Origin of the sequence: Rhodococcus sp. ARC_M6, from assembly GCF_022810305.1 — a bacterium.
GTDB lineage: Bacteria > Actinomycetota > Actinomycetes > Mycobacteriales > Mycobacteriaceae > Rhodococcus_F.
This window is the reverse complement of record NZ_JALGQH010000034.1, coordinates 1-20,251: the sequence shown is the minus strand read 5'-3', so window position 1 is coordinate 20,251 and position 20,251 is coordinate 1. Positions and strand designations below refer to the sequence as shown.

The 20,251-nt window shown below is 59.0% G+C and carries 16 protein-coding genes; 6 read left to right on the top strand and 10 right to left on the bottom strand.

Features of this window, described 5'->3' with window-relative positions; all coding sequences use genetic code 11:
- Positions 1–45: 45 nt before the first annotated feature.
- Positions 46–2,676 carry a LuxR C-terminal-related transcriptional regulator gene (locus tag MTX36_RS25210; protein WP_243622362.1) on the bottom strand — a complete coding sequence of 877 codons (2,631 nt, stop codon included), beginning with the start codon at positions 2,674–2,676 and terminating at the stop codon, positions 46–48.
- Between the two features lie 144 nt (positions 2,677–2,820).
- Here MTX36_RS25210 and MTX36_RS25205 point away from each other — a divergent pair, with 144 nt between their 5' ends.
- Positions 2,821–3,642 (top strand): alpha/beta fold hydrolase, encoded by an 822-nt coding sequence (locus MTX36_RS25205; protein ID WP_243622361.1) that lies wholly within the window; start codon positions 2,821–2,823, stop codon positions 3,640–3,642.
- A gap of 52 nt (positions 3,643–3,694) precedes the next feature.
- On the opposite strand, the gene MTX36_RS25200 is transcribed toward MTX36_RS25205, so the two are convergent.
- Positions 3,695–4,525 carry an alpha/beta fold hydrolase gene (locus MTX36_RS25200; RefSeq protein WP_243622360.1) on the bottom strand — a complete coding sequence of 277 codons (831 nt, stop codon included), beginning with the start codon at positions 4,523–4,525 and terminating at the stop codon, positions 3,695–3,697.
- The gene (locus tag MTX36_RS25195; RefSeq protein WP_243622359.1) at positions 4,522–5,223 is read right to left on the bottom strand and encodes a phosphatase PAP2 family protein; all 702 of its coding nucleotides are present in this window, start codon (positions 5,221–5,223) and stop codon (positions 4,522–4,524) included. The genes MTX36_RS25200 and MTX36_RS25195 overlap by 4 nt, the downstream gene beginning before the upstream one ends.
- A gap of 128 nt (positions 5,224–5,351) precedes the next feature.
- Between MTX36_RS25195 and MTX36_RS25190 the strand changes: the two genes are divergently transcribed.
- Positions 5,352–5,999: a TetR/AcrR family transcriptional regulator gene (locus MTX36_RS25190; protein WP_243622358.1), complete on the top strand. Its 648-nt coding sequence runs from the start codon at positions 5,352–5,354 to the stop codon at positions 5,997–5,999.
- 69 nt (positions 6,000–6,068) lie between these two features.
- On the opposite strand, the gene MTX36_RS25185 is transcribed toward MTX36_RS25190, so the two are convergent.
- From MTX36_RS25185 to MTX36_RS25170, 4 genes are all read right to left on the bottom strand, one after another.
- Positions 6,069–7,259 (bottom strand): lipid-transfer protein, encoded by a 1,191-nt coding sequence (locus MTX36_RS25185; RefSeq protein ID WP_094270446.1) that lies wholly within the window; start codon positions 7,257–7,259, stop codon positions 6,069–6,071.
- Positions 7,256–7,726 (bottom strand): Zn-ribbon domain-containing OB-fold protein, encoded by a 471-nt coding sequence (locus MTX36_RS25180; RefSeq protein WP_243622357.1) that lies wholly within the window; start codon positions 7,724–7,726, stop codon positions 7,256–7,258. The genes MTX36_RS25185 and MTX36_RS25180 overlap by 4 nt, the downstream gene beginning before the upstream one ends.
- Before the next feature lie 113 nt (positions 7,727–7,839).
- Positions 7,840–9,537, bottom strand: coding sequence for an FAD-dependent oxidoreductase (locus MTX36_RS25175; RefSeq protein WP_243622356.1), 1,698 nt, complete (start codon positions 9,535–9,537; stop codon positions 7,840–7,842).
- Positions 9,538–9,554: 17 nt separating this feature from the next.
- Positions 9,555–10,562, bottom strand: a complete 1,008-nt coding sequence (locus MTX36_RS25170) for a diiron oxygenase (protein ID WP_243622355.1) — start codon at positions 10,560–10,562, stop codon at positions 9,555–9,557.
- Between the two features lie 177 nt (positions 10,563–10,739).
- On the opposite strand from MTX36_RS25170, the gene MTX36_RS25165 reads away from it, so the two are divergent.
- The gene (locus tag MTX36_RS25165) at positions 10,740–11,582 is read left to right on the top strand and encodes an SDR family oxidoreductase (protein ID WP_374230541.1); all 843 of its coding nucleotides are present in this window, start codon (positions 10,740–10,742) and stop codon (positions 11,580–11,582) included.
- Here MTX36_RS25165 and MTX36_RS25160 read toward each other — a convergent pair.
- On the bottom strand, positions 11,504–12,613 hold the full coding sequence (locus MTX36_RS25160; RefSeq protein ID WP_243622354.1) for a hypothetical protein: 1,110 nt from the start codon (positions 12,611–12,613) through the stop codon (positions 11,504–11,506). The genes MTX36_RS25165 and MTX36_RS25160 overlap by 79 nt on opposite strands.
- 274 nt (positions 12,614–12,887) lie before the next feature.
- On the opposite strand from MTX36_RS25160, the gene MTX36_RS30310 reads away from it, so the two are divergent.
- The 3 genes from MTX36_RS30310 (at position 12,888) to MTX36_RS25145 (ending at position 16,286) form a co-directional block, all read left to right on the top strand.
- Entirely contained in the window at positions 12,888–14,165 is a 1,278-nt protein-coding gene (locus tag MTX36_RS30310; protein ID WP_243622353.1) for a sensor histidine kinase, read from the top strand.
- A 148-nt stretch (positions 14,166–14,313) separates the two neighbouring features.
- Positions 14,314–15,612, top strand: coding sequence for a sensor histidine kinase (locus tag MTX36_RS30305; protein WP_243622352.1), 1,299 nt, complete (start codon positions 14,314–14,316; stop codon positions 15,610–15,612).
- On the top strand, positions 15,612–16,286 hold the full coding sequence (locus MTX36_RS25145; RefSeq protein WP_243622351.1) for a response regulator transcription factor: 675 nt from the start codon (positions 15,612–15,614) through the stop codon (positions 16,284–16,286). Before MTX36_RS30305 ends, MTX36_RS25145 begins: the two co-directional genes overlap by 1 nt.
- A gap of 603 nt (positions 16,287–16,889) precedes the next feature.
- Here MTX36_RS25145 and lanKC read toward each other — a convergent pair.
- Together lanKC and MTX36_RS25135 are read right to left on the bottom strand one after the other, a co-directional pair.
- Positions 16,890–19,562: a class III lanthionine synthetase LanKC gene (lanKC, locus tag MTX36_RS25140; protein WP_243622350.1), complete on the bottom strand. Its 2,673-nt coding sequence runs from the start codon at positions 19,560–19,562 to the stop codon at positions 16,890–16,892.
- A 405-nt stretch (positions 19,563–19,967) separates the two neighbouring features.
- Positions 19,968–20,251 (bottom strand): cholesterol oxidase substrate-binding domain-containing protein (locus MTX36_RS25135; protein ID WP_279394607.1); only part of this gene is annotated, 284 nt, incomplete at its 5' end.

The window sequence follows — 20,251 nt, the reverse complement described above, 5'->3', positions numbered from 1 at the left end:
GTAAATCCGCGGCGGCATCTGTATGCGCATATCAGCTACGTCGGCTCAGATGAGCCCGCCGCGCCGCGCGGCTTTGAGGGCGTCACGGCGGTTGCTGACGTCGAGTTTCCGGTAGATCCCGCGTAGATGCGTCTTGATGGTGTTGACGGACAAGAACAGAGTTTCGGCTATCGATTCCGTCGTATCTCCGGTGGCGAGCTCACGTAGGACGGTGTACTCACCCGGTGTCAGAATGGGCGCGCTGACCAATTCCTTGGGGTGCAGGCGTGATCGCACGCGTTCGGCAAATGGTTCCTGATCTCCGAAGTGCCCACTGAAATCATCGAGGACTCGCCGCAATGAATGGCCGTAGTCGAGGAAAGGTCGAAGGAGATTTTCGTGTTCGGCGCTGCGCAAGGCGTTGTGTAGTGATTGAAAAGCCTTGCGGGGTTGCCGGTTTGCGGAGTGAATGCAGGATTGTAAGACCGACGTGTATATATGGTGGCCGAGTAGTGGCCGGTGAGGTTCGTGCGTGACGGCTTCCAGTTCGATCTGTGCCTCGGTGTTTCTGTTGGCGGCAAGCCGTAGTGATGCGCGGGCCAGGTGCACCTCGGGGATCTCGCCGAGGTGACGGGAGGCGTCGTGGATCAGGCGGCTTGCCCAGTCCAGTTCGCCTACGGACAGGCAAGCATTGACCACGGCGGGGAGGAGAGCCGAACTTGCTATCGAAAAGGTTCCCGATTCAACGGCATTGAGCATCGCGTCGCGAATCTCTGCAACTGTAGACCGGCGATCACCGGCAGTGTCGAGTCGCTGCAATCCGAAGGTGACGACGGTATGCCATCCGAACGCGGGGATGCTGACGCCGAGAACATCTGCTTGGCGACAGTTCTGGGCTGACGGGGTCTTGTACGGGAGATCCGTTGTGTTGCAGAGATAGGCGGCCAGCGCGGCGACGGATGTCGACAGCTCGTATTCTGCGGTGCCGACGAGGTGATGCTTGATTGCGTAACGGAGGGCGTACGTCGAATGCGCGGTCATTGCCAGGGCGTTGCCGTCCATGGCGGCGGCGAATCCGAGACCGGTCAAGGAATTCAAGACCAGACGGGTGCGTCCCCGGAGCATTCCCAGCGCGGCAGCTTGGGTGTATTCGTTTGTTGCTCTGTCGAAATCGCAGCCCAGAAAGTATCCGGTCGCGAGTTGAAGGTGTGCGTATGCTTCGACATCGGAATTTGTGCTGCGCTGTCGTTCTGCGAGCGCAGTGAGTGTGGTGGCGTGTTGTGAATCGGCAGTTACATAAAGAGATTCGAGGGTCAAGGCGCAATACAGTGCGTCTTCGTGCAGGAGTGACGCGTCGCCGAGGAAATTCAGATACGCACTGGCGGTAATGACGTCGCCGCAATGCAATGCCGAAGCTGCAAGAAGCATTCGCGTACAAGGTGACTCGGCAACCGGGATCGGCGCGGACTCCAGAATTCGAACCAGATCGCTGCCATACCCATCCAGTACGATTCCCAGTCCACAGCGGTCTAGGAATGCGAGAATTCTTGCGGTGTCACCGATCCCGATCTCGAGTTCCAGCGCTTCCACTTCGAACTGATGAGTCTCGAGCCACCCGGCCGCCTGCTCGTTGGCCAGTACTCGTCCTCCGGGATCGACGCGCCGGAACTCTGCTCGGAGATGTTCGCGTAGCAGCGGGTGGTAACGCAGCCAGGTTGTGTGATCGGCCGAATCGGTGCGTGTGAGCGGCAGATTGAACTGGATCAGCGAGTCTATTTCGGTGCCGGCGTCGTCGTCGGTGAGGGCTTCGGCCAGATCGATGGAGAATGCGTCGACAACCGAAGTGCGGAGCATGAACGTCGTGAGATGTGGGGGCAGTGCGGCTAAGACCTCGTCGACGAGGAAATCGGCGACGGGTCGTGGGGTGTGCGTGAATTCCTCGACGGCGTGGGCCTTGTCGCCGCGTCCGCAGAGGTAGGCGCCCGCCAATCGGACTACGGCGCCCCATCCCTTGGTGAATGATTCGATGATCGCCAATTGGTCCGCGGTCAGGCTGATGTCGTATTCAGCCAAGAGCGTCGTGATTTCGGTGCTGTCGAAGGCGAGATTGCTCGCTTCGAATCGACTCAGCCGACCCTCGAGTGCTAGCCGATGCCAGGTTAATGGGGGTTCGTACCGGGCCGCGAGAACAATCGACAGGTTGGGCGGGGCATTCGAGAGAACGTGATCGAGCGTCGAAATCGAGATGGGATCGTGCAATGCATGAACGTCGTCGAGAATCAGCGTGATCGGGCGTTCGCTGGCTGCGATTGCGTCCATGAAGCCGGAGAGCCAGAACTGTGGGGGCGCACTGCGTGCGATGGGTTCGACATGCTGGGACAGGGCTTCACTCAGCGAGGTGCACAGGATGCGGGCGTTGTTGTCGCGTTCAGCCAGAGTCAGCCAACAAACCGCTGTGTGGGACTGCTCGCGGGCCCAGTCGGCCAGCAGGAGTGTCTTGCCTGCGCCGGCCGGCGCGCACAGCAGGGTCACGGTGTGGGAGTGAGTGGACTCGGAGAGTTGCCGATGCAGGCGTGGCCTCGGAATTGCATGTGCAATAGCTGACGGTGGCCGGAACCTGCTCTGACGTTCACCCTCGGACGTCATTTCACCCGGTTCGGGCCCTGGTACAGCCGATACGCGAACCGAGCTTTTCATCGGACTCCTGGCGTCGGTGGAGTGGCACTATGAAATTACCCAATTCGGGCATTGCTTAATCAGCGTTTCGTCGGCTCAGCCGTTTCCCCATGTCGGTATCGGGTATTCCTGCCAGGGAACTCTGTGCTTGAAAGAGGAGTCGAAATGCCAATTGCGCGGATGCCGGACAAAGCCGAGATCTTCTACAAGGACTGGGGCAGCGGTCAACCCGTCGTCTTCAGCCACGGTTGGCCGTTGACGGCGGATGTCTGGGACAAGCAGCTTGGTTTGGTTGCGTCGTCCGGGTTTCGAGCGATCGCCCACGATCGTCGTGGGCACGGGCGGTCGTCCCAAACGTGGGACGGCAACACTATGGATACGTGGGCCGACGACCTCGCCGCCTTGATCGGGCAACTGAACCTGCGAGATGTCATCTTGGTGGGACATTCCACGGGCGGCGGCGAGATTACCCGCTACGTCGGTCGGCACGGGACGTCGAGAGTTGCGAAAATGGTGCTCGTCGGCGCGGTGCCACCGCTGATGCTGTTGACGGAGAACAATCCGAAGGGAACACCGCGCAGCGCGTTCGACGATATCCGTGCTGGAGTCGAAGCTGATCGCTCACAGTTTTACCTGGACCTCAGCGTTCCGTTCTACAGCGGAAATCGAGAAGGTTCGACGCTCTCCGACGGTGCGCGCTATGCCTTTTGGCTGATGGGCATGCAGGTCGGCATCAAAGCTGCCTACGACTGTGTCAAGGAATTCTCAGAGACGGACTTCACCGAGGATTTGGCAAAGATCGATGTCCCGACATTTGTGGCGGTTGGTGACGACGATCAGATCGTGCCCATCGAAGCCGCGGGATTGCGTACTGCGGAACTGGTTTCGGGTGCGAAGCTCAAGGTGTACCCGGGAGGCTCTCACGGACTTGTGGATGAGTACGAAAAGGCTTTCAACGCAGACCTTCTCGATTTCATCCGGAACTGAAAGCTCCGGCGGTGACGTGCACCGCCGGAGCCGTTCATGACGTAAACCAGTGTCAGGCAGTGTGGTCCGCCCAGAAGTCGACGAGTACCTTCGTCAGCTCCTCGGGCTTCTCCTCGTTGGGGGTGTGGGAGGCCCCGGCAATAATCTCGAACTTCACGCCGAGGCGCGCCGCGGCGTCGGCCTGGGCGTCCAGCGGAATGACGTCGTTCTCGCCGGCGGCGACGAGGATCGGCACGCCGGTTGCGCCCAACTCCTCGACGCGATCCGGCTCGGCGCTCATGGTGAGGGCGATCCCGGCGATGTTCGCTGTCTTGGTCGCCATGATGCGGCCTCGCAGGAACTCCTTGACCGGTGCCGGGAAGATGTCCTCGAAGGCCCCGAACATGGCCTGCCACAACGCCTCGTTGCCTCCCGCCCACAGAAGCTCCGGGATCTGGCCCATGTCGACAGCTCCGCCCAGGTCCTGACCGTTTGGCGGCGAGTCGAGGATTACGTAGTCCAGGAATCGTGCCGGGTCGTTCAGCACGGCCGCGCGGGTGACGAGCCCGCCGAAGCTGTGGCCGAGGAGGTGGACCTTCTCGCCGGGCGCAACTGCGTCGAGCACCTCGGCGAGGTCCACGGCGAACTTGGCGATTGTGTACTCGCCGACCGCATCCCGTCCGTCCGGGCCATCCGAATCGTATTGTCCGAGCTGCGAGTACGAGATCAGGCGGTAGCCGGCGGCGGTGACGAACGGCGCCATGGGGAGGAAGTCTTCCCGGGAACCGGTGAAGCCGGGAACCATCACGACGGTGCCCTTGACGTCGGTGCCGGCGTCGGGTGTCGCCTCGAAGTAGGACAGCTCGCCGCGCGAGATCTTGATGCGGGACAAATTCACGGTCATGTCGCGTTCTCCTTGTTGGTGTTCACAAGCTTTTCGGTCGATAGGTAGGGCGTCATCAGCCACCACAGCACGAGGGTAGTGCCGCCTCCGAGAAACAGGCCGCCGATTGTGTCCGAAAACCAGTGGGCGCCGAGATATGTACGGTCCCAGATCATTACCGCGGTTGCTAGTACCGCGAGAATGACACCGAGCCGCCGCCGGCCCGGGACGCTCAGCAGTGCGATCAGCATGATGGCGGTACTGACGACGAACACGGTGTGTCCGGAGGGAAAGGACCCGTGGTCGACCCTCACTAGTGGCTCGAGCGGCCAGGGTCGGTCGACGACTTTCTTCACGACCTGGGCGACGACGCTGGTTGCCACAGTTCCGACGGCAATGAAGACTGCCGCGCGCGGCCGCTTGCGATACAGGAACGCACCGATCAGCAGCAGGAGGATCACGATGCTGCCGATCGGCCCGCCCAGGAAGTCGACGACCTTGGCGAAGCCGGTGAGCGGGCCTTCGCGACTGCTCTCCATGGTCCGTCGCCAGGAGTCGTCCAGGCTCTGCCACGGCGGTGTGATCACGTTCGACATGATGATCGCGGCCTCGACGATGCCGAGAAGCAGCAGGACGACACCCGAGATCAGAAGCCCCAGCGGCCGTGTGGCGGGGATCGGCTCAGTAGTGTTCCGAGCCGTCTCCGGCGGGCTGTTCACAAATAGACTCCTTCGTGCCGTCTCATGGACTGGGTCTTTCGACCACAAGGTTCGAGGCTAGTCCCCAATACCGAGTGCCCACTAGGTTTGTTATCGCGATGTTATCCCTGACCTCTTAAGGTGAGACTGTGGACACTGGAGAGAAGGGCCGAAATATGACCGTCCGACCCCGGAAAGGCGGCAGTTACGCCGTCGGGCGGGCCCGACGAACCCGGATCCTGCACGTCGCAATGGAGGAGTTCGCCGAGAACGGCTACCGCGGCGCCTCGCTCGCCCGGATCGCCGAGCGCGCGGAAATCTCCCAGCCGGGTCTGCTGCACCACTTCCGCACCAAGGAAGAGTTGCTGGCGGCCACGCTGGACTTGCGTGACGACATGGACGTAGAGCGCTTCACCGACGCCGACGGCGCGCGGCTCACCGGGATCCCTGCGATGGAGGCCCTCGCAGACCTTGTAGAGCGCAACCAGCGCATTCCCGGACTCGTTCAGCTTTTCACTGTCCTGAGCGCCGAGTCCGTCACCGTCGATCATCCTGCTCACGCCTGGGCGCACAACCGCTATCGCCGTATTCGAGCGTTCATCGCGGACGGTATCCGCACCGGGATCGCGTCCGGAGAGTTCCGGGCCGATATTGATCCCGAGGCTCACGCGTTCCGGCTGGTTGCCATGATGGACGGACTCCAGCAACAGTGGTTGGTCGATGCTGATGCAGTGGACATGGCGGCGGTGTTCCGGACATATCTGCACGAGACCCTGGACGCGATGCGAGCCCGGTAGGTCTTGTCTTTCCAAAACAAAACCGCGCGGGGTGTGTGTCACACCCCGCGCGGTTTCGAAAAATCGGACTCAGGCGGAAACGATCACCGATGAGCCGTGGCCGAAGAGGCCCTGGTTTGCGGTGATGCCGATGCGAGCGCCTTCGACCTGACGGCCTTCGGCTTGCCCGCGCAGCTGCCAGGTGAGCTCGCAGACCTGCGCAAGTGCCTGTGCGGGAACAGCTTCGCCGAAGCAGGCGAGGCCACCGGACGGGTTGACCGGGATGCGGCCGCCGATGGTGGTGTCGCCGGCGCGCAGGAGGTGTTCGGCCTCGCCGCGCTTGCAGAGTGCGAGGTCTTCGATCCAGTCGAGTTCGACGGACGTAGCGAGGTCGTAGACCTCGGCGACGTCGACGTCCTCAGGCGAGATGCCGGCTTCTTCGTAAGCGGCGTAGCCGATGGATTCCTTGAACGTGCGCTCCGGTGCGGGCACGGCGGAGCTGGAATCGGTGGAGAAGTTCGGCATGTCCATGATCGTCTGCGGGAACGTCGGCGTGACCGTCGAAATCGCCTTGATGCGAACAGGTTCCGCGATACCCATCTTGCGGGCGTATTCCATCGACGTCAGCAGGATGGCTGCTCCGCCGTCGGAGGTGGCGCAGATGTCGAGGAGGTGGAGCGGGTTGGACACCACGGGGGAAGCCAACACGTTTTCGACGGTGACCTCCTTGCGGTAACGCGCGTTCGGGTTGTTCAGACCGTGCTTGGCGTTCTTGACCTTCACGTTGGCGAAGTCCTCGGACGTTGCGCCGTAGAGATCGATGCGTCGACGCGCATTGAGTGCGAAATACGCCGGGTTGGTCATGCCCATGAGGCGGAAACGCAGCCAGTCCGGATCGTCCCAACGCTCACCGGCGACGGGAGCGAGGAAGCCCTTGGGGGTGGTGTCGGCGCCGACGACCAAGGCGACCTCACTGAGGCCGGCGAGGATGCGGGCGCGAGCCGTATCGAGTGCCTGGGCACCCGTCGCACAAGCGGCGTACGACGTGGCGACGCGAGCGCCGTTCCAGCCGAGGGCCTGAGCGAAGGTGGCTCCGGCGACGTATCCGCCGTATCCGTTGCGGACGGTCTCGCCGCCGACGATGAAGTCGACGTCTTTCCAGTCGACACCGGAATCAGCGAGTGCGGCGCGAGCGGCGGCGACGCCGTACTTCACGAACGACTGGCCCCACTTGCCCCACGGGTGCATACCTACACCGAGTACTGCGACGTCTTTGCTCATGACTGCGACTCCTGTGCTGCTGCGGCTGTGTCTGCTGCTGCGGCGACGGGCTTCCAGCGCCACGTCGTGCGGACTCCGGTTTCGTCGGTGTACAGCGGCTCGACAACCAGTTCGACGGTGTTGCCGACCTTGAGATCGTCGACGCCGTAACCGTCGGCCACCTGGCCGAGGATGACGAGGCCTTCGGGCAGCTCGACGGCTGCGAGGGCGAACGGCACGTACGGGTCGGAGCTGGGGATGTACGGCGGCGGCGGCTGGTACTGCGCGTCGGTGTACGACCAGACCGTGCCGCGACGCGAGAGCTCGGTGTCGGCGAACTCTTCACCCGAGCAGCTCGGGTTCTTGCAGAACGTGGTCTCGCGGGGGAAGGAAATGGTGCCGCAGGATTGGCACTTGGTGCCGATCAGAGCCGGTTCAGCGCCGGTCGTGAACCAGCCCTCAACTGCCGGCGTTGCAGTCTCGCTCATGCATACCTCATCTGTGGGCGTGCCTGATCCGGAGATCGAGGCCGCTGTAGCCGCTTACTGAAACAAGTTGCAGTATTACACGATATGCAGCGCAGATGGGTCGAAATTTTCGGTCAGTGGGACGCCTTCCAGAGCCTGCGACGCGCCGGTTTTGCCTGAGCTGCGGCGTTGACGATCGACGACGCCTCGGCCTGATCGAGAATCTTCTCGCGAATCCGGCCGTGGGCAGCGCCGCGTTCACGTTCGACTTTGTCGATGGCGTGCCAACCTTCGCGATCGACAACGGCTGGTTGCCTGGCTCGGACCAATCGATCCAGAGCGGTTGCGTCGTCGACTGGGGTTGTCAGGCGGCCGTTGTTGAAGTCGTCCACGAGCTTGCCGACGGTTTCCTGGGCGCAGGATTTGTTGGTGCCGATGAAGCCGCTGGGGCCACGCTTGATCCAGCCCGTTGCGTAGACACCGGGCGCTTCGAGGACACGGCCTCCGTCGTTGGGAATCACCGAGGCCCGCTCGTCGAACGGGACACCGGCGAGGGGGACGCCGCGATAGCCGATGGACGTGAGCACCAAGCCGGCGTCGATGGTTTCGGTGTCGCCGGTGGGTTCGATACCAGCGGTGCCGTCGCCGTCGACGAGTGTGTTGCGGTCGAACTCGACGCCGGTGACGTGGTTCTCGCCGGTGATTGCAGTTGGTGTGAGCAGGTAGCGCAAGGTGATTCGTTTGCTACCGACATCGACGTGATCGCGGTTCTTCAAAGCCTCGAGGAGTTTGAGTTTCTGCTCGACGGCATGCGGCAGCGCGTCTGCATGTTCGGTGGCGGGATCGAGAATCATATCGTCGGGCCCGACCGACAACTCGATGTCCGGTAGTGCCATCAGGCCCGTGAACTCGGGAACGGTGAAGGCGGACTGCGCGATTCCGCGGCGGCCGACGATGACTACCTCTTCGACGCGACTCTTCCGCAGTGCTGCGAGGGCGTGGGCCGAGATGTCGGTGGCTGCGAGCTTCTCGGGATCTGCCGTCAAGATGCGAGCGACGTCGAGTGCGACGTTACCGTTTCCGATGATGACGGCGCGTCGATGCGAGAGGTCGAAGACGTCGTCGGCATGATCGGGGTGGCCGTTGTACCACGCCACAAAGTCTGTGGCCGAGGCTGTTCCGGGCAGATCGGCACCCGGGATGCCCAAGCCGCGATCGGACGAAGCGCCGACGGCATACAGGACGGCGTGATGGTTTTCGAGAAGTTCGTTGTGGGAGAGGTGATTACCGATCTCCACGTTCAGGTAGAACTCGAAACCCTTTTGTGCGGCGATCTTGTCGAACAGGCGGGTGACCTGCTTGGTCTTCTGATGATCGGGAGCTACGCCGGCGCGAACCAGACCGTAGGGCACGGGAAGTCGATCGAAGACGTTGACCTGCACATCGGGCTGAGTCAGCAACTCGTCGGCCGCATACATCGCCGACGGACCGGATCCGACGATCGCAACACGCAGCGGTGGACGCCCCTGATCGATGGTCGCAGCCGGAATCACCTTGGCGAGCAGTGGCCGCGGCCGCTCCTCCTTGTAGAAATCCGCATTGATCTGCAAGAAAACACGTTGCGGGTCAGTCAGTTTCGACTCGGGCACAATCGCATCGACGGGGCAGGCCGATACGCACGCCCCGCAGTCGACGCAGGCCTGGGGGTCGATGTGCAGCATCTCGGCGGTGAGGAAATCCGGCTCGTCCGGCGTCGGATGGATGCAGTTGACCGGGCAGGCGTAGACGCAGGAGGCGTCGCTGCAGCAGGACTGCGTGACTACGTGTGACATGGCGGCAAAGTTCCGATCTAGGCTGCGGCGTTGTGTGTGCTGCGATGGGGCTCGCTGCGGAAACGTGATGCGCGGCCATCCATCTTGCAGGCCTTCCACACCAGGCGCGACGCGCGATTCATCAGGCCGGTTTCGGTGGCGAGCATGCGGACGTCACCGAAGTAGTTGCGCAGAGTCTGACGCGATTCGGGAAGTTCCCAGAAGAGGTCCTTCTTCACGGATGCCGGGATGTCGAACTGCTTCCAGAAGGTCTTCGGCGGAATCACGATGGCGTCGCACAGGATTCGCATGACCAGGGGGAAGAGAAGTGACAGCACAAAGCGGCTGGGGCGGGACATCAGTGGGATGCGACGGCTCAGGAGCTTGTGCGCAAACGAGATATGTCGTGCTTCCTCGGCAACGTGAATTGCCATGACGGACGCCATGATCGGGTGAATATCACCGCCGGCGCGCAGGATGCTCTTCTGAATGTGATCGATCGGTTCCTCGCCGGCCAAGACGCCCACGAAGAAGATTTCGGGAAACGGTCCGGCAGCGAGGGGGATGAACGGTGCCAGCATGCGCATCGGGCGGCTCATACCGGGAGCGTCGACGCCGATGCGGTTCACCATCTCCTGGAACATCATGGTGTGGTTGCACTCTTCGACGGATTCGTGAGTGCAGTAGCGGGCCTCGGCCGACTGATTGGGCAGCGAGAAGACGTACTGCATCATGCCGCGGATCAGGATGTTTTCGAACTGGAGGCCGACCTTCGCGACGTTGGCCTGACGCCACATCCCGATCTCGATCTGCCTGGCCTCGCTCTGCGCCTGGTACCAGGGGTGGGCGCCCAGCGGATCTGTCTCGGCCGGGAGGACCCAGCGGGGATCGTTGGGCGTGACCGCGAGTTTGGGGGAGTCCCAGTCAATGTCGAGGTAGGGGTCGAAGCGCTTGTGTACCGATCCCTCGGACAGGAGGCGGAGTGTCTCGTTGTACGAGTCGTCGGATGCTTCCGCGCTCTTGTCGAACGCCGTCGTGAGCGTCATGTTCGTCTCCCTCTTCGGTGGTATCGAGGGCCGGTTCGTGTGATCGCAGGCACTCGGTCTGCGTTTAATGTAACCGCAGGTATCAGGAAAAGCTAGCCCCCTTCGGCCTGGTGGGGTCGAGCCGCATAACTTACTGTTGAGTAGCTTCATGAACCCGCAGACAGGACCGGTACTGACGTGATCAGAAGTCTTTTCAGCAATTTTGTGTTGAGTCCGCCGACGCGACTCCGTTCGCTACTTCCGGCGCCCGGCGTCGACCTCTCGGGCAAGACAATGGTGCTGACCGGGGCGTCGTCCGGAATCGGTGAGGCAACCGCGCGCACGTTGGCCGCCCGGGGCGCCGAGTTGATTCTGATCGCCCGCGGCGTCGAAGAACTCGAGAGAGTGCAGGGCGCTATCCAGCGGGAAGGTGGACGGGCGCACGTCTTGCCGGCGGATCTCTCGAAAGGCGAGAGCGTCGACGAGCTTGCCGACGCCATTGCCGAGCAATTCGGGGCCGTCGATGTTCTGATCAACAACGCGGGCCGCTCGATCCGCCGGACTGCTGCCGACTCAGTGGAGCGGTTCCATGATTACGAGCGCACGATGGCGCTCAACTACTTCGGGCCGGCGCGGTTGACGTTGCGGCTGTTGCCCTCGATGCTCGAAGCTCATTCCGGGCACATCGTCAATGTGGGGACGTGGGGTGTGAGCGCCGGTGTGATGCCCAGGTTCAGTGCGTATCACGCATCGAAATCGGCGCTCAGTGCCTTCGGCCGCAGCCTCGGAGCTGAATGTCATGGCACGGGCGTCGACGTCAGTACGGTGCAGTTTCCGCTGATTCGCACGCCGATGATCGCGCCCACCGCTGCCTACGTCAGTCAGCCGGCTTTGACAGCGGATCAAGCGGCGTCGTGGATAGTGAGGGCGATCGAAACTCGGCCGATCGAGTTGTATCCGCGCTATGCCGGACTGTTGCGGGCCATTAGCGTTGTATCTCCTTCTGCGACAGATGCTCTCGTACGCAGGGCGGGAATCTGAGGCCTTCGAATATTGGCGAGCAAAGACATCAATTCAGCGCATAGCAGGATCAGTGCAGTTTCGATGGTTTGGAACTGCCAGTACCGACTCTGCGGGTGGGAGAGGATTTCGTAGTGGTCGATGCGCTGCAGCCTGAGGCAGTTGTCGAATTCCAAGGTCCGTTCCGCATACTCGATCTGTGTGCGGGCACGGTCCTTGTGGGTAGTTTCGCCAGCTCGGACCTTGGCGGAATCCTTGCGCACGCATTGTGAATAGTCCGCCGTGATCATGTTGCCGTCGCGGTCGGTGAATCCAGCTCCGACAACCCAACTCGCGTCGACGGTGTAGTACGGAGACGGCGCGTACTCGGTCGCTCGGGTGTAGCCGTTGATGGACTGCACCTTCGTGTCCGGTTCTGTGTAGTGAGGCCTGAGTAGTGCTGTCAATATCACGGGTGCGATCAGGAACATGACGAGTGTGGCGACCATTGCACCGACCGTATTGCGCAGAATCAGCGCTGCCGCGCTTCCTGTGATCAATGCCAAGAAGGTGTAGCCGCCGATCGCGATTCCGGTGGTCTCGAAGATCGGGAAGTCGAACATCGAAAATGAGTCGCGATCTTCGGGTTTCGTCAGACGCTTGCGCGAATTTTGAGTCCAACTGAGAACCAGTCCGAGGACTGTCATCGCCAGTGTGATCGGCACGAATACGACGAGAACCCGCGAGAAGTACCACCGCATTCGGCTCACTGATTGTGGTAGGCCGAGTACATGTGCCCCGTGCTCCAGGTCTCGGGAGAAGATAGTGACGCCCACAAACATTCCGAAGAGAACAGGAAGCAACAGCGCCAGTAGCGTTGTCACGCTCAGAGTCGTCGCTGGCCGGCAGATACCGACGTCGTACCAGCGTGAGCAGATCCGGCCGAATTCCCAGAAGGTCCCTGATCGGTGGACATAGATCCCGGCGATCGCAGAAGCCGCGATGACCAGCACCACGATCGACAATGCCCACACGATGTGAGTGCGGCATTGTCGCCAGGTCACCAAGATCATGGGGCGACCGGAACAATCGAGATAAAGGCAGTCTTCATGGTCAGGACGCTACCGTTCGCGTGCGAGAAATTCGGGTGTCGGCATTGAATAGGATTAACCAGAATTCTTGGTGCGGTTGAGATTCGAGAATTATCCACCAAAAGTACTAGTGCGTTCGCATGTATTCTGGTAATGGCCATAGATTCGTTGTTTGCATGCGAATATGAGCTTAATTTGCGGGACTGTGGATGCGAAAATTTCGACCGTCCGTCACACAAGGGGGAGATGGCAAGTGGTGACCATTCGTCAGCAACCTTCGTTGCTCGCGAAGATTTCGCTGGAAGCTCGAGAGCTTCTATCGCGGAATCCGGCTATATTGGCGACTATTGCCGGAATCCTTAGCGCGGTCTGGGTTGTGGGTGCAACGTGCAGTCAATTTGGCGGCAAGGGGTACTCAGGGGGCCAGAGTCTGGGCAACCCCGGGGTTCTCGCAGGGGCTGCGGCAATCCTGGTGGCATTGACAGTTGTTGCGTGCTTCCGCCGTCGGTACCCAGTCTGGGTGTACCTTCTGACACTCGCCGGAACGGTGGCGCTGGCATTCGTGTTGGAGGACCGCGTAGCGGCGGCTACTCCCCTGTATTGGTGTGCGATTGCTGTCTTAGCGGGGAGTACCAGGGGAAGTCGCTTGGCGCTGCTGGTGATGATTGGAATGGCAGCGGATATATTGCTGACAACCAAACTCAAGTTGGTCGGCGAGGGTATGACGCTCTCTCAGGTTCCGATCGGGGATTTGCCGTCTCTACTGTTCGCGCCGGTCGTGAACATCGCGAGTAGCTACGCAGTCATGATCACGATCGGGTTGGTTGTCTCGAGACATCGAGCTCAATCTTCCGCTAGCGCCATGGCCATTGACCAAATGCAGTTGAATCACGAAGCGCGACTGAGTGACGCAATTGCACAAGAGCGCCAGAACATGGCGCGTGAACTGCACGATGTTGCCGCACATCACCTCACCGGAATGCTCATCCAAGCGAAGTCCGCAGACAAGTTGTTTTTGTCCAATCCAGCTCAGGCGAAGGCATTGCTCGGGGGCGTGATCGACCATGGCGACCGCGCGTTGAACAGTTTGCGCCAGACTGTGGGGATTCTGCGTATCGGTGGGACGGATCCCCGGTATCCACAGCCGATGATCGCCGATATTCCGAAACTGGTCGAGGGCTGTCGGGCGTCTATTCCGCTGTTGGAACTCGATCTGGAGGATGCTTTCGTCGAAATCGACAGTGCAGTCCAACTGTCGTCTTATCGCGTTGTGCAAGAGGCACTGTCGAACGTTCTCCGCCACGCGCCGCAGAGTTCCGCGAAGGTGAGTGTGCGATGCGAAAGTGATTCGATCCGCCTCGATATCACCAACAGCGCAGGAATGGGCGCGGCCGCCACTGACGGTCAAAGCTTGGGGATCTCGGGAATGCGGGAACGAGTAACCCTGTTGGGCGGCACACTCCTCGCCGGACCCCTCGACAACGGCTGGACAGTAAAAGCAGTCATCCCTACGGCCGGCCGAATTGTTGGATGACCCCTCCCGCGTTGTAGCTGCAGTTGAGCCGTGCTCCGGAGGTTTGAAATCTGGTGCGACTGAATTGCGCGAATTCATCCTGGGTGTCTGTCCGATTTGATAGCTTGAGTCCGCTGCCGGGACCAACAATTCGCGGAGGGATGTGACGGTGACCTCTTCCACCGCAATCGACGAAACAGTGAACGACGAAGCGGAGTCGAAAACTGAGTGGGGTTGGTGGGGAAGCGCTCAAGGCTCACAGCTCTCGTACGTAGGTCGCGCCGGTGTACTTCTGGTCGGCGTGCTGAGTCTTGTGTACCTAGTTGCCGCGATGCTGAGCGGAGATTCTCTTCCGAAAAATTCCGAATCTCAGATAGACTACGGACAACTTCTCGGCCCAATGCTTGTCATCGCCATCAATACAATCGCACTGGCGAAGGCGCGCTATAACCCGATCTTCTTTTTTTCGGTGAGCGTTTTTGCAATGATTGTGCTGGCGCTTGTACTTGGCGATCGTGCCGCGGCAGCGACCCCTCTCTATTGGATCTCGATTCTGATGTTGGCAATTGGAACCGAGGGGCGCTCCTTTTATCTTCCTGTGCTGGTTGGAATTAGTGCCGACCTCCTGGTTAGCATTCATCTTCGAATGAGTGATCTAAATTTACCGCTTTCGCTCGACACGTTCGGAGAGTTGGTGGTCCCCGTAATAGTAAATGTCGTAATGAGCTATGGCTTGTTCACTGCGCTGGGTAAAGTTGTACAAAACCAACGGCGCCACAAGTTGGTCGACGGGGTGCGGATCCGGCAGCTGAAACAAGAGCGTGATATGGCTGTTCAGAAAGCTGTGGCTGATGAACGAAACCGTATGGCGCGCGAACTTCACGATGTCTCGGCGCACCATCTCACTGCCGTGATTATACAAGGCAAAGCAGCAGCTGAGATCTTCGAGACAGCACCTGGAGAGGTGCAAGATCTACTCTTCGGTGTTGTTGATCAAGGTGAACGTGCTCTTCGGAGCCTTCGTCAACTTGTCGAGGTACTACGGATTGGACCCACTGAATCGCAAAGCCCTCAGCCATCCATTCAATCGGTAATGAGTCTTGTTGATGGATGCCAACGATCAGGGCTTACGGTCACGGCCGACATCGGTGGCGACCTGGTAGACATCGACAGTGCAATACAGGTCTCTTGCTATCGAATAGTGCAGGAAAGTCTGTCGAATGTCCTTCGGCACGCGTATGGAAGCCGTGTCGTTGTATTGATAAGGCAGGATTCGGGAAGTCTGAAAATCATTGTTGAAAATGATGTGGGAGTGTCGCTTGAAGGCGACATGAATGGACAGGGGCTCGGGTTGGTCGGACTCAGGGAGCGTACCGAGTATCTGGGTGGTTCCTTCGAGGCCGGGCCTTCGGGCGCGGGGCGGTGGAAAGTGCAGGCGGAAATACCACTCGAAGGGTTAAACGGCTGATGATCACGGTCCTCGTAGTCGACGACCAGCCTATAGTTCGGCGCGGATTAAGACTCTTTTTGACAAACTATGAAGACATAGTTGTTGTGGGAGAGGCTGACTCCGGCCCGAACGCGGTCTATCAATCTGGTCAGATCAACCCGGATGTCATTTTGATGGATATTCGAATGCCGGACGGTGATGGACTGACTGCGGCGAAGATTATTCTTTCAAATCGCCCAAAACAAAAGATAATAATCATCACGACATTCGGACATGACGATTATCTTTATTCTGCTATCGACCTAGGTGTTTCGGGATTTATTCTGAAAGATACAGGTCCAAGTGAGTTGGCTCAAGCCATCTATAATTCGCACAAAGGTGGCACTTCTATCAGTTCTACTCTACTCGGCAGTTTGACGCGCGAATTCGGTCGTCGATCGGCTGTGTCGGCAGAAAGTGTAAAATCAACTGTAGATATATCGATTCCCCTGACTGTTCGTGAAGTAGATATAGTTCAGTGTCTAGCTCGGGGTCTGAGTAACGACGATATCTCAGTAGAACTATGCATCGAGGTGAGTACCATCAAGTCTCACCTCGGTCGAATATCCAACAAGGTAGGAACGAAGAGTCGACTTCAAACAGCGATCTGGGCCTACAGATCAGGACTCATTGATGCTCACTCTCTAGATTGACAGAAATTGCGGGTAGTGTGCGCTTGAGTTGTTTGGCAGTTCGGGTGGGGGTGCTGCTGAATTCTCATTGTGGAACCTATGTCATTCAAAAATTGAAACCCGAGACTAGTTGGCCGCAGATCAGCGACCACTAGTCTCGGGCGGTGTCATGGATGATCGTTTCCGACCTGTGAGTCGGCAACGATGTAAGCTAATCGATTCGCCGAGACGTATTCCGCAGTACTCGTGACCTCAATTCAAAGATCATGGACTCATCATGTTGGATCCTAGGATTAAATCCATTATTGAGGAGAAATTCACTTTAGATTCTGGAGGAATCCAGCTGAGAAAACGTCTCAATTATTGAATTCTAACAGAGTGAAATACTCCAGGCACTCCAAGAGTAGACGCTATCATCAAACAATCCTGTTTGATTTCCGGATTCGGAGATCTCCTGAAATTCAAGTATGGAATTCATCATGAACATCCTTTCATTGGGCTAACCTGGATAGATACTTGTCCGCGTCGGACAAGGTCGATGATGCAGCGTATCGCTGGGGAAGTGTCCTTCTTGCATCATCCTTTCTCTGTTGGACTCTTCTCCGTTAACCCTCGACGGGTTGTCTAGGCCACTGAACGCTCGGCATTCAGTTTCGGTCGGTGCAATGGAATCTCCATTCCGAGGAACGGAGCAGTGGTTTCATGTGTTCCTCGGAGGCTGTCGGCGTAGAGGCCAAGCATGTTGGAAACGCCGGCCGAACCAGTTGCCCAGTCCGTGGACAGTCGGAGTAACTGTTCGCCCGGAAAGTGGATTCCAACTCCGTGTGGAATCGCGTGCAGTTGCAAGCGTCTGACCTGAGCGTCGAGGTGCTCGCGCGTCTGGCCGTAGTCCCGGCCACTTTCGATGAGTTGGAGCAAGTAGTAGATGAATCCAGCGCGCCCGTTGAACAGATTGGACTGTATGCAGAATTCTGCGGTCGCGGCATGGGTGATCTTCGCGAGCAAGTCCTCGTACCGAGGCTCCGGGCTGTGTGACGCTACGCGCATGATCGCTAGCCCGACTCCGGTAGACCCACTGGCGATGTATGGCAGTCGTCGCCATCCTTCGTTCAGCTGGAGTGATCCGTCGGGACAGTCAATGAGCAGCGAAATATCTTGTTCGAGTGCCTCTTTGGCGTCGTCAAGATCTTGTTGGTGCCCGAGGACTTCATACGCGCGTATCCAGAAGAGTGACTGTCCGCTCGCTCCATGCATGAGGCCTCCCTTTCCGGTGGCGACGTGCAATTGTCCATTTTCGGAATGGATGGAACTGTTGGGGACTTGTAGACGGTCGTGCATGACCTGTCGGATGCGATTGATCGCTTCGAGCGAGGCAGGATCACTATTCCGGCGGTGCCGTTCTAGCATGTAAAGCCCGATGCCGGCGAGTCCACTGAAGAGCTCGGACGGGAGCAGTTCGAACGGAGCTCGATAGATTCTCTCGGCCCACGAATCGGCAGTGCTGTGCAGTCCGAGGCGTTCGAAGGTGCTTGCAGCACCGGATAATCCGTCGTATAGGCCCACGCTGACGTTCGGGGCGCGACGAATCGTGTGTTCAACCCATTCCGTCGCGAGGCGCTTATCTTCCTCGCTCATGGCGGTAGTCAGGAGGTTTCCGCACGGTCCGTGAGCGATGCTGAATGAATCTCCCGAGAACTGTGCGATGTCCCCGGGGTAGAGGCGATCTGAGCGCGAGAGTTGCCGAGACTCACGGATACCAAGGTCGATGAGTGACCGGATCTTTTCAACGCCGTCCACGTCGTGGACACCCCATTGCTGGATAGGCTCCATAGCTCGGAGGGGATGGATGCCAACGTTATTCGCGTTTAGTCGTGGACGAAGTACCTCGAGAACGCTCTGGCAGTAGCTATCGGGGAGTTCGAAGAGATCGTGTGCTTCCGCGACCAGTTGCTCAATTTTTTCGGCGCTGAGATCGAGCAGCACGGTGAGTGGCAAGAAGATCGAAATTTTCAGGCAGGCAAGAGAGTACAGATCTGCCGACAACCCGGTTCGTCCGTCCCCAGGGGTGAAACCAGGAGCGCCCATCGGCTGCACTACGTCGTCTTGCCCTTCTACGTAGGACATCTCGAAATCGATGATCTTGATCGAGTTGTCCGGCAGGACCAGGACATTGTTGGGATGGAGGTCGCCAAACACGATCCGCTGACTGTGCAGGTGCTCGATGGCAGATTGCACCTCGTTGACGATGCCAAGAGCCCAATCACGGTATGTCGCTCGGTCTAGTTGCGTTTCGTTGGCGCGCACCAGCGGATTACGCTCGACCAGTTCCTTATTGAGAGTCCTGCCGTGAACGTACTCCTGCACCAGGAAGTGGTGGCTCGAATGCTCGAAATAGTCGAGTATGCCTGCAAAATAGGGTGATTCGTTCAGCATCTGCAAAATATCTCGTTCACGCTGGAGGCGCGAAACTGCGTCTCGGCCATCCGGTGTGATTCCGGCGAACGGCCGTGCCTCCTTGACGACGATCTCGGCACCATTGCCGTTGAGGGCTTTGTACACGCCGCCGCCGTTGGAGAAATGGAGAGCGTCGATCATTTTGTACGGGAACGGCTGGTCGTCGCCGTCCGCGTGGAGAAGTTCCTTTTGTTTCGCGATGAAGTCCGGAACTTCTACCCAAGTGGGCGGCCGGAATGCGGGCTGGCGGAGGTCAGGGACGAGACGGCCATCGGGATCGGTGATCGCAGGCACGAGTTCGTCGTACTGGTCACGAACGTATTTGAGCGCGAAGCCCCCGTACCTGACATAGAGGGGGCCATCCTGCCATCGGAGGTCGGAGAGGATGTATGGTCCGTCGAATCCTTGAAGGAGCTCGTTCAGTTCATTGAGGATGCTCTCGCATGACCTTGCATCGGGAGGGTAGATAGTGATGAATTTCCCGCTGCCTCCACGGTGTGCGTACTTCATGTTGGAACGGAGCATCGCTGCAGAGTTGGGCAGGAATTTGAACGAGTAGTGCCGTTCGATGCAGTACTTGGATGTTATGTCCAAGATTGCCTGGGCGTTCTGCAAAGTCGCCGAACAGTGGATCTTCCACCCCTGATCCGGAAGTTTCACTGATAACGACGGCTGATGATGTTGCCATCCATAGGATTCCACTGATTTCCACTCGATATTCGATTCGAGGTAAGTCAGTTCGTATCGGCGGACGTTGGCACTGGGACGCTGTGTCGGATCCTGGTGGGGTCGATCGTAGAATCGCCTGTCAGCCAAGGCATATTCGAGATACTTCGTATCCATTGACTTCACCTCTCCTGATCGGCGGCCGGACTGCGTCCCAGCATCTGTGTGGCTTGTTAACTAGGAGCCAGAGGTTCCCAGATTGTGAACTCACGCCGTGAGATACGTCGTGAGGTGGGAAACGGACTTGTGGATCACGCGCCGGTCTTTATCGGCTCATGTGGATCAGGATAGGGCAAATCCATTGTGCAGTGGTCGATTTGGGAAAATTTGTCGACGAATTTTCGAAGCAATTCTTTTGGACACTTCGGTGTGTTGAATCAAGGACATTCACCTGCGAGCAGATAGGTTGCTTCTTCTCGACGCGCCGGACCGATTGCCCTGGTGGGAGGTGCCCACCAGGGCAATCGGTTGTCGGTCGTTCTGTCCCAAATCTGTTTCAGCCCAGCATTTCTAATCGACTAATCAGGGCAGAAGCTGGTTCAGGAAGGTGTTGCTGAATACCTTGTGCGGGTCGAGCTGGTTGAACGCCGCGTTCGCGGTGTCCCAGTTGTTGTTGGCGGGGACGCCGTCGCGGTAGGTCTGCGGGAGGTCGTGTTCGATGATCTGGGCGTCCTTGTAGGGTAGTTCGCTGCTGAATGCCCAGCCCTTGGACCATTCGGGGCGGAAGGTCGCGTTGTCGTCGTTGTAGTGGCTGCGCATCCACTGTTCCATTTCGCGGTAGAACGCGAACATGCCGGGAGTGCCGG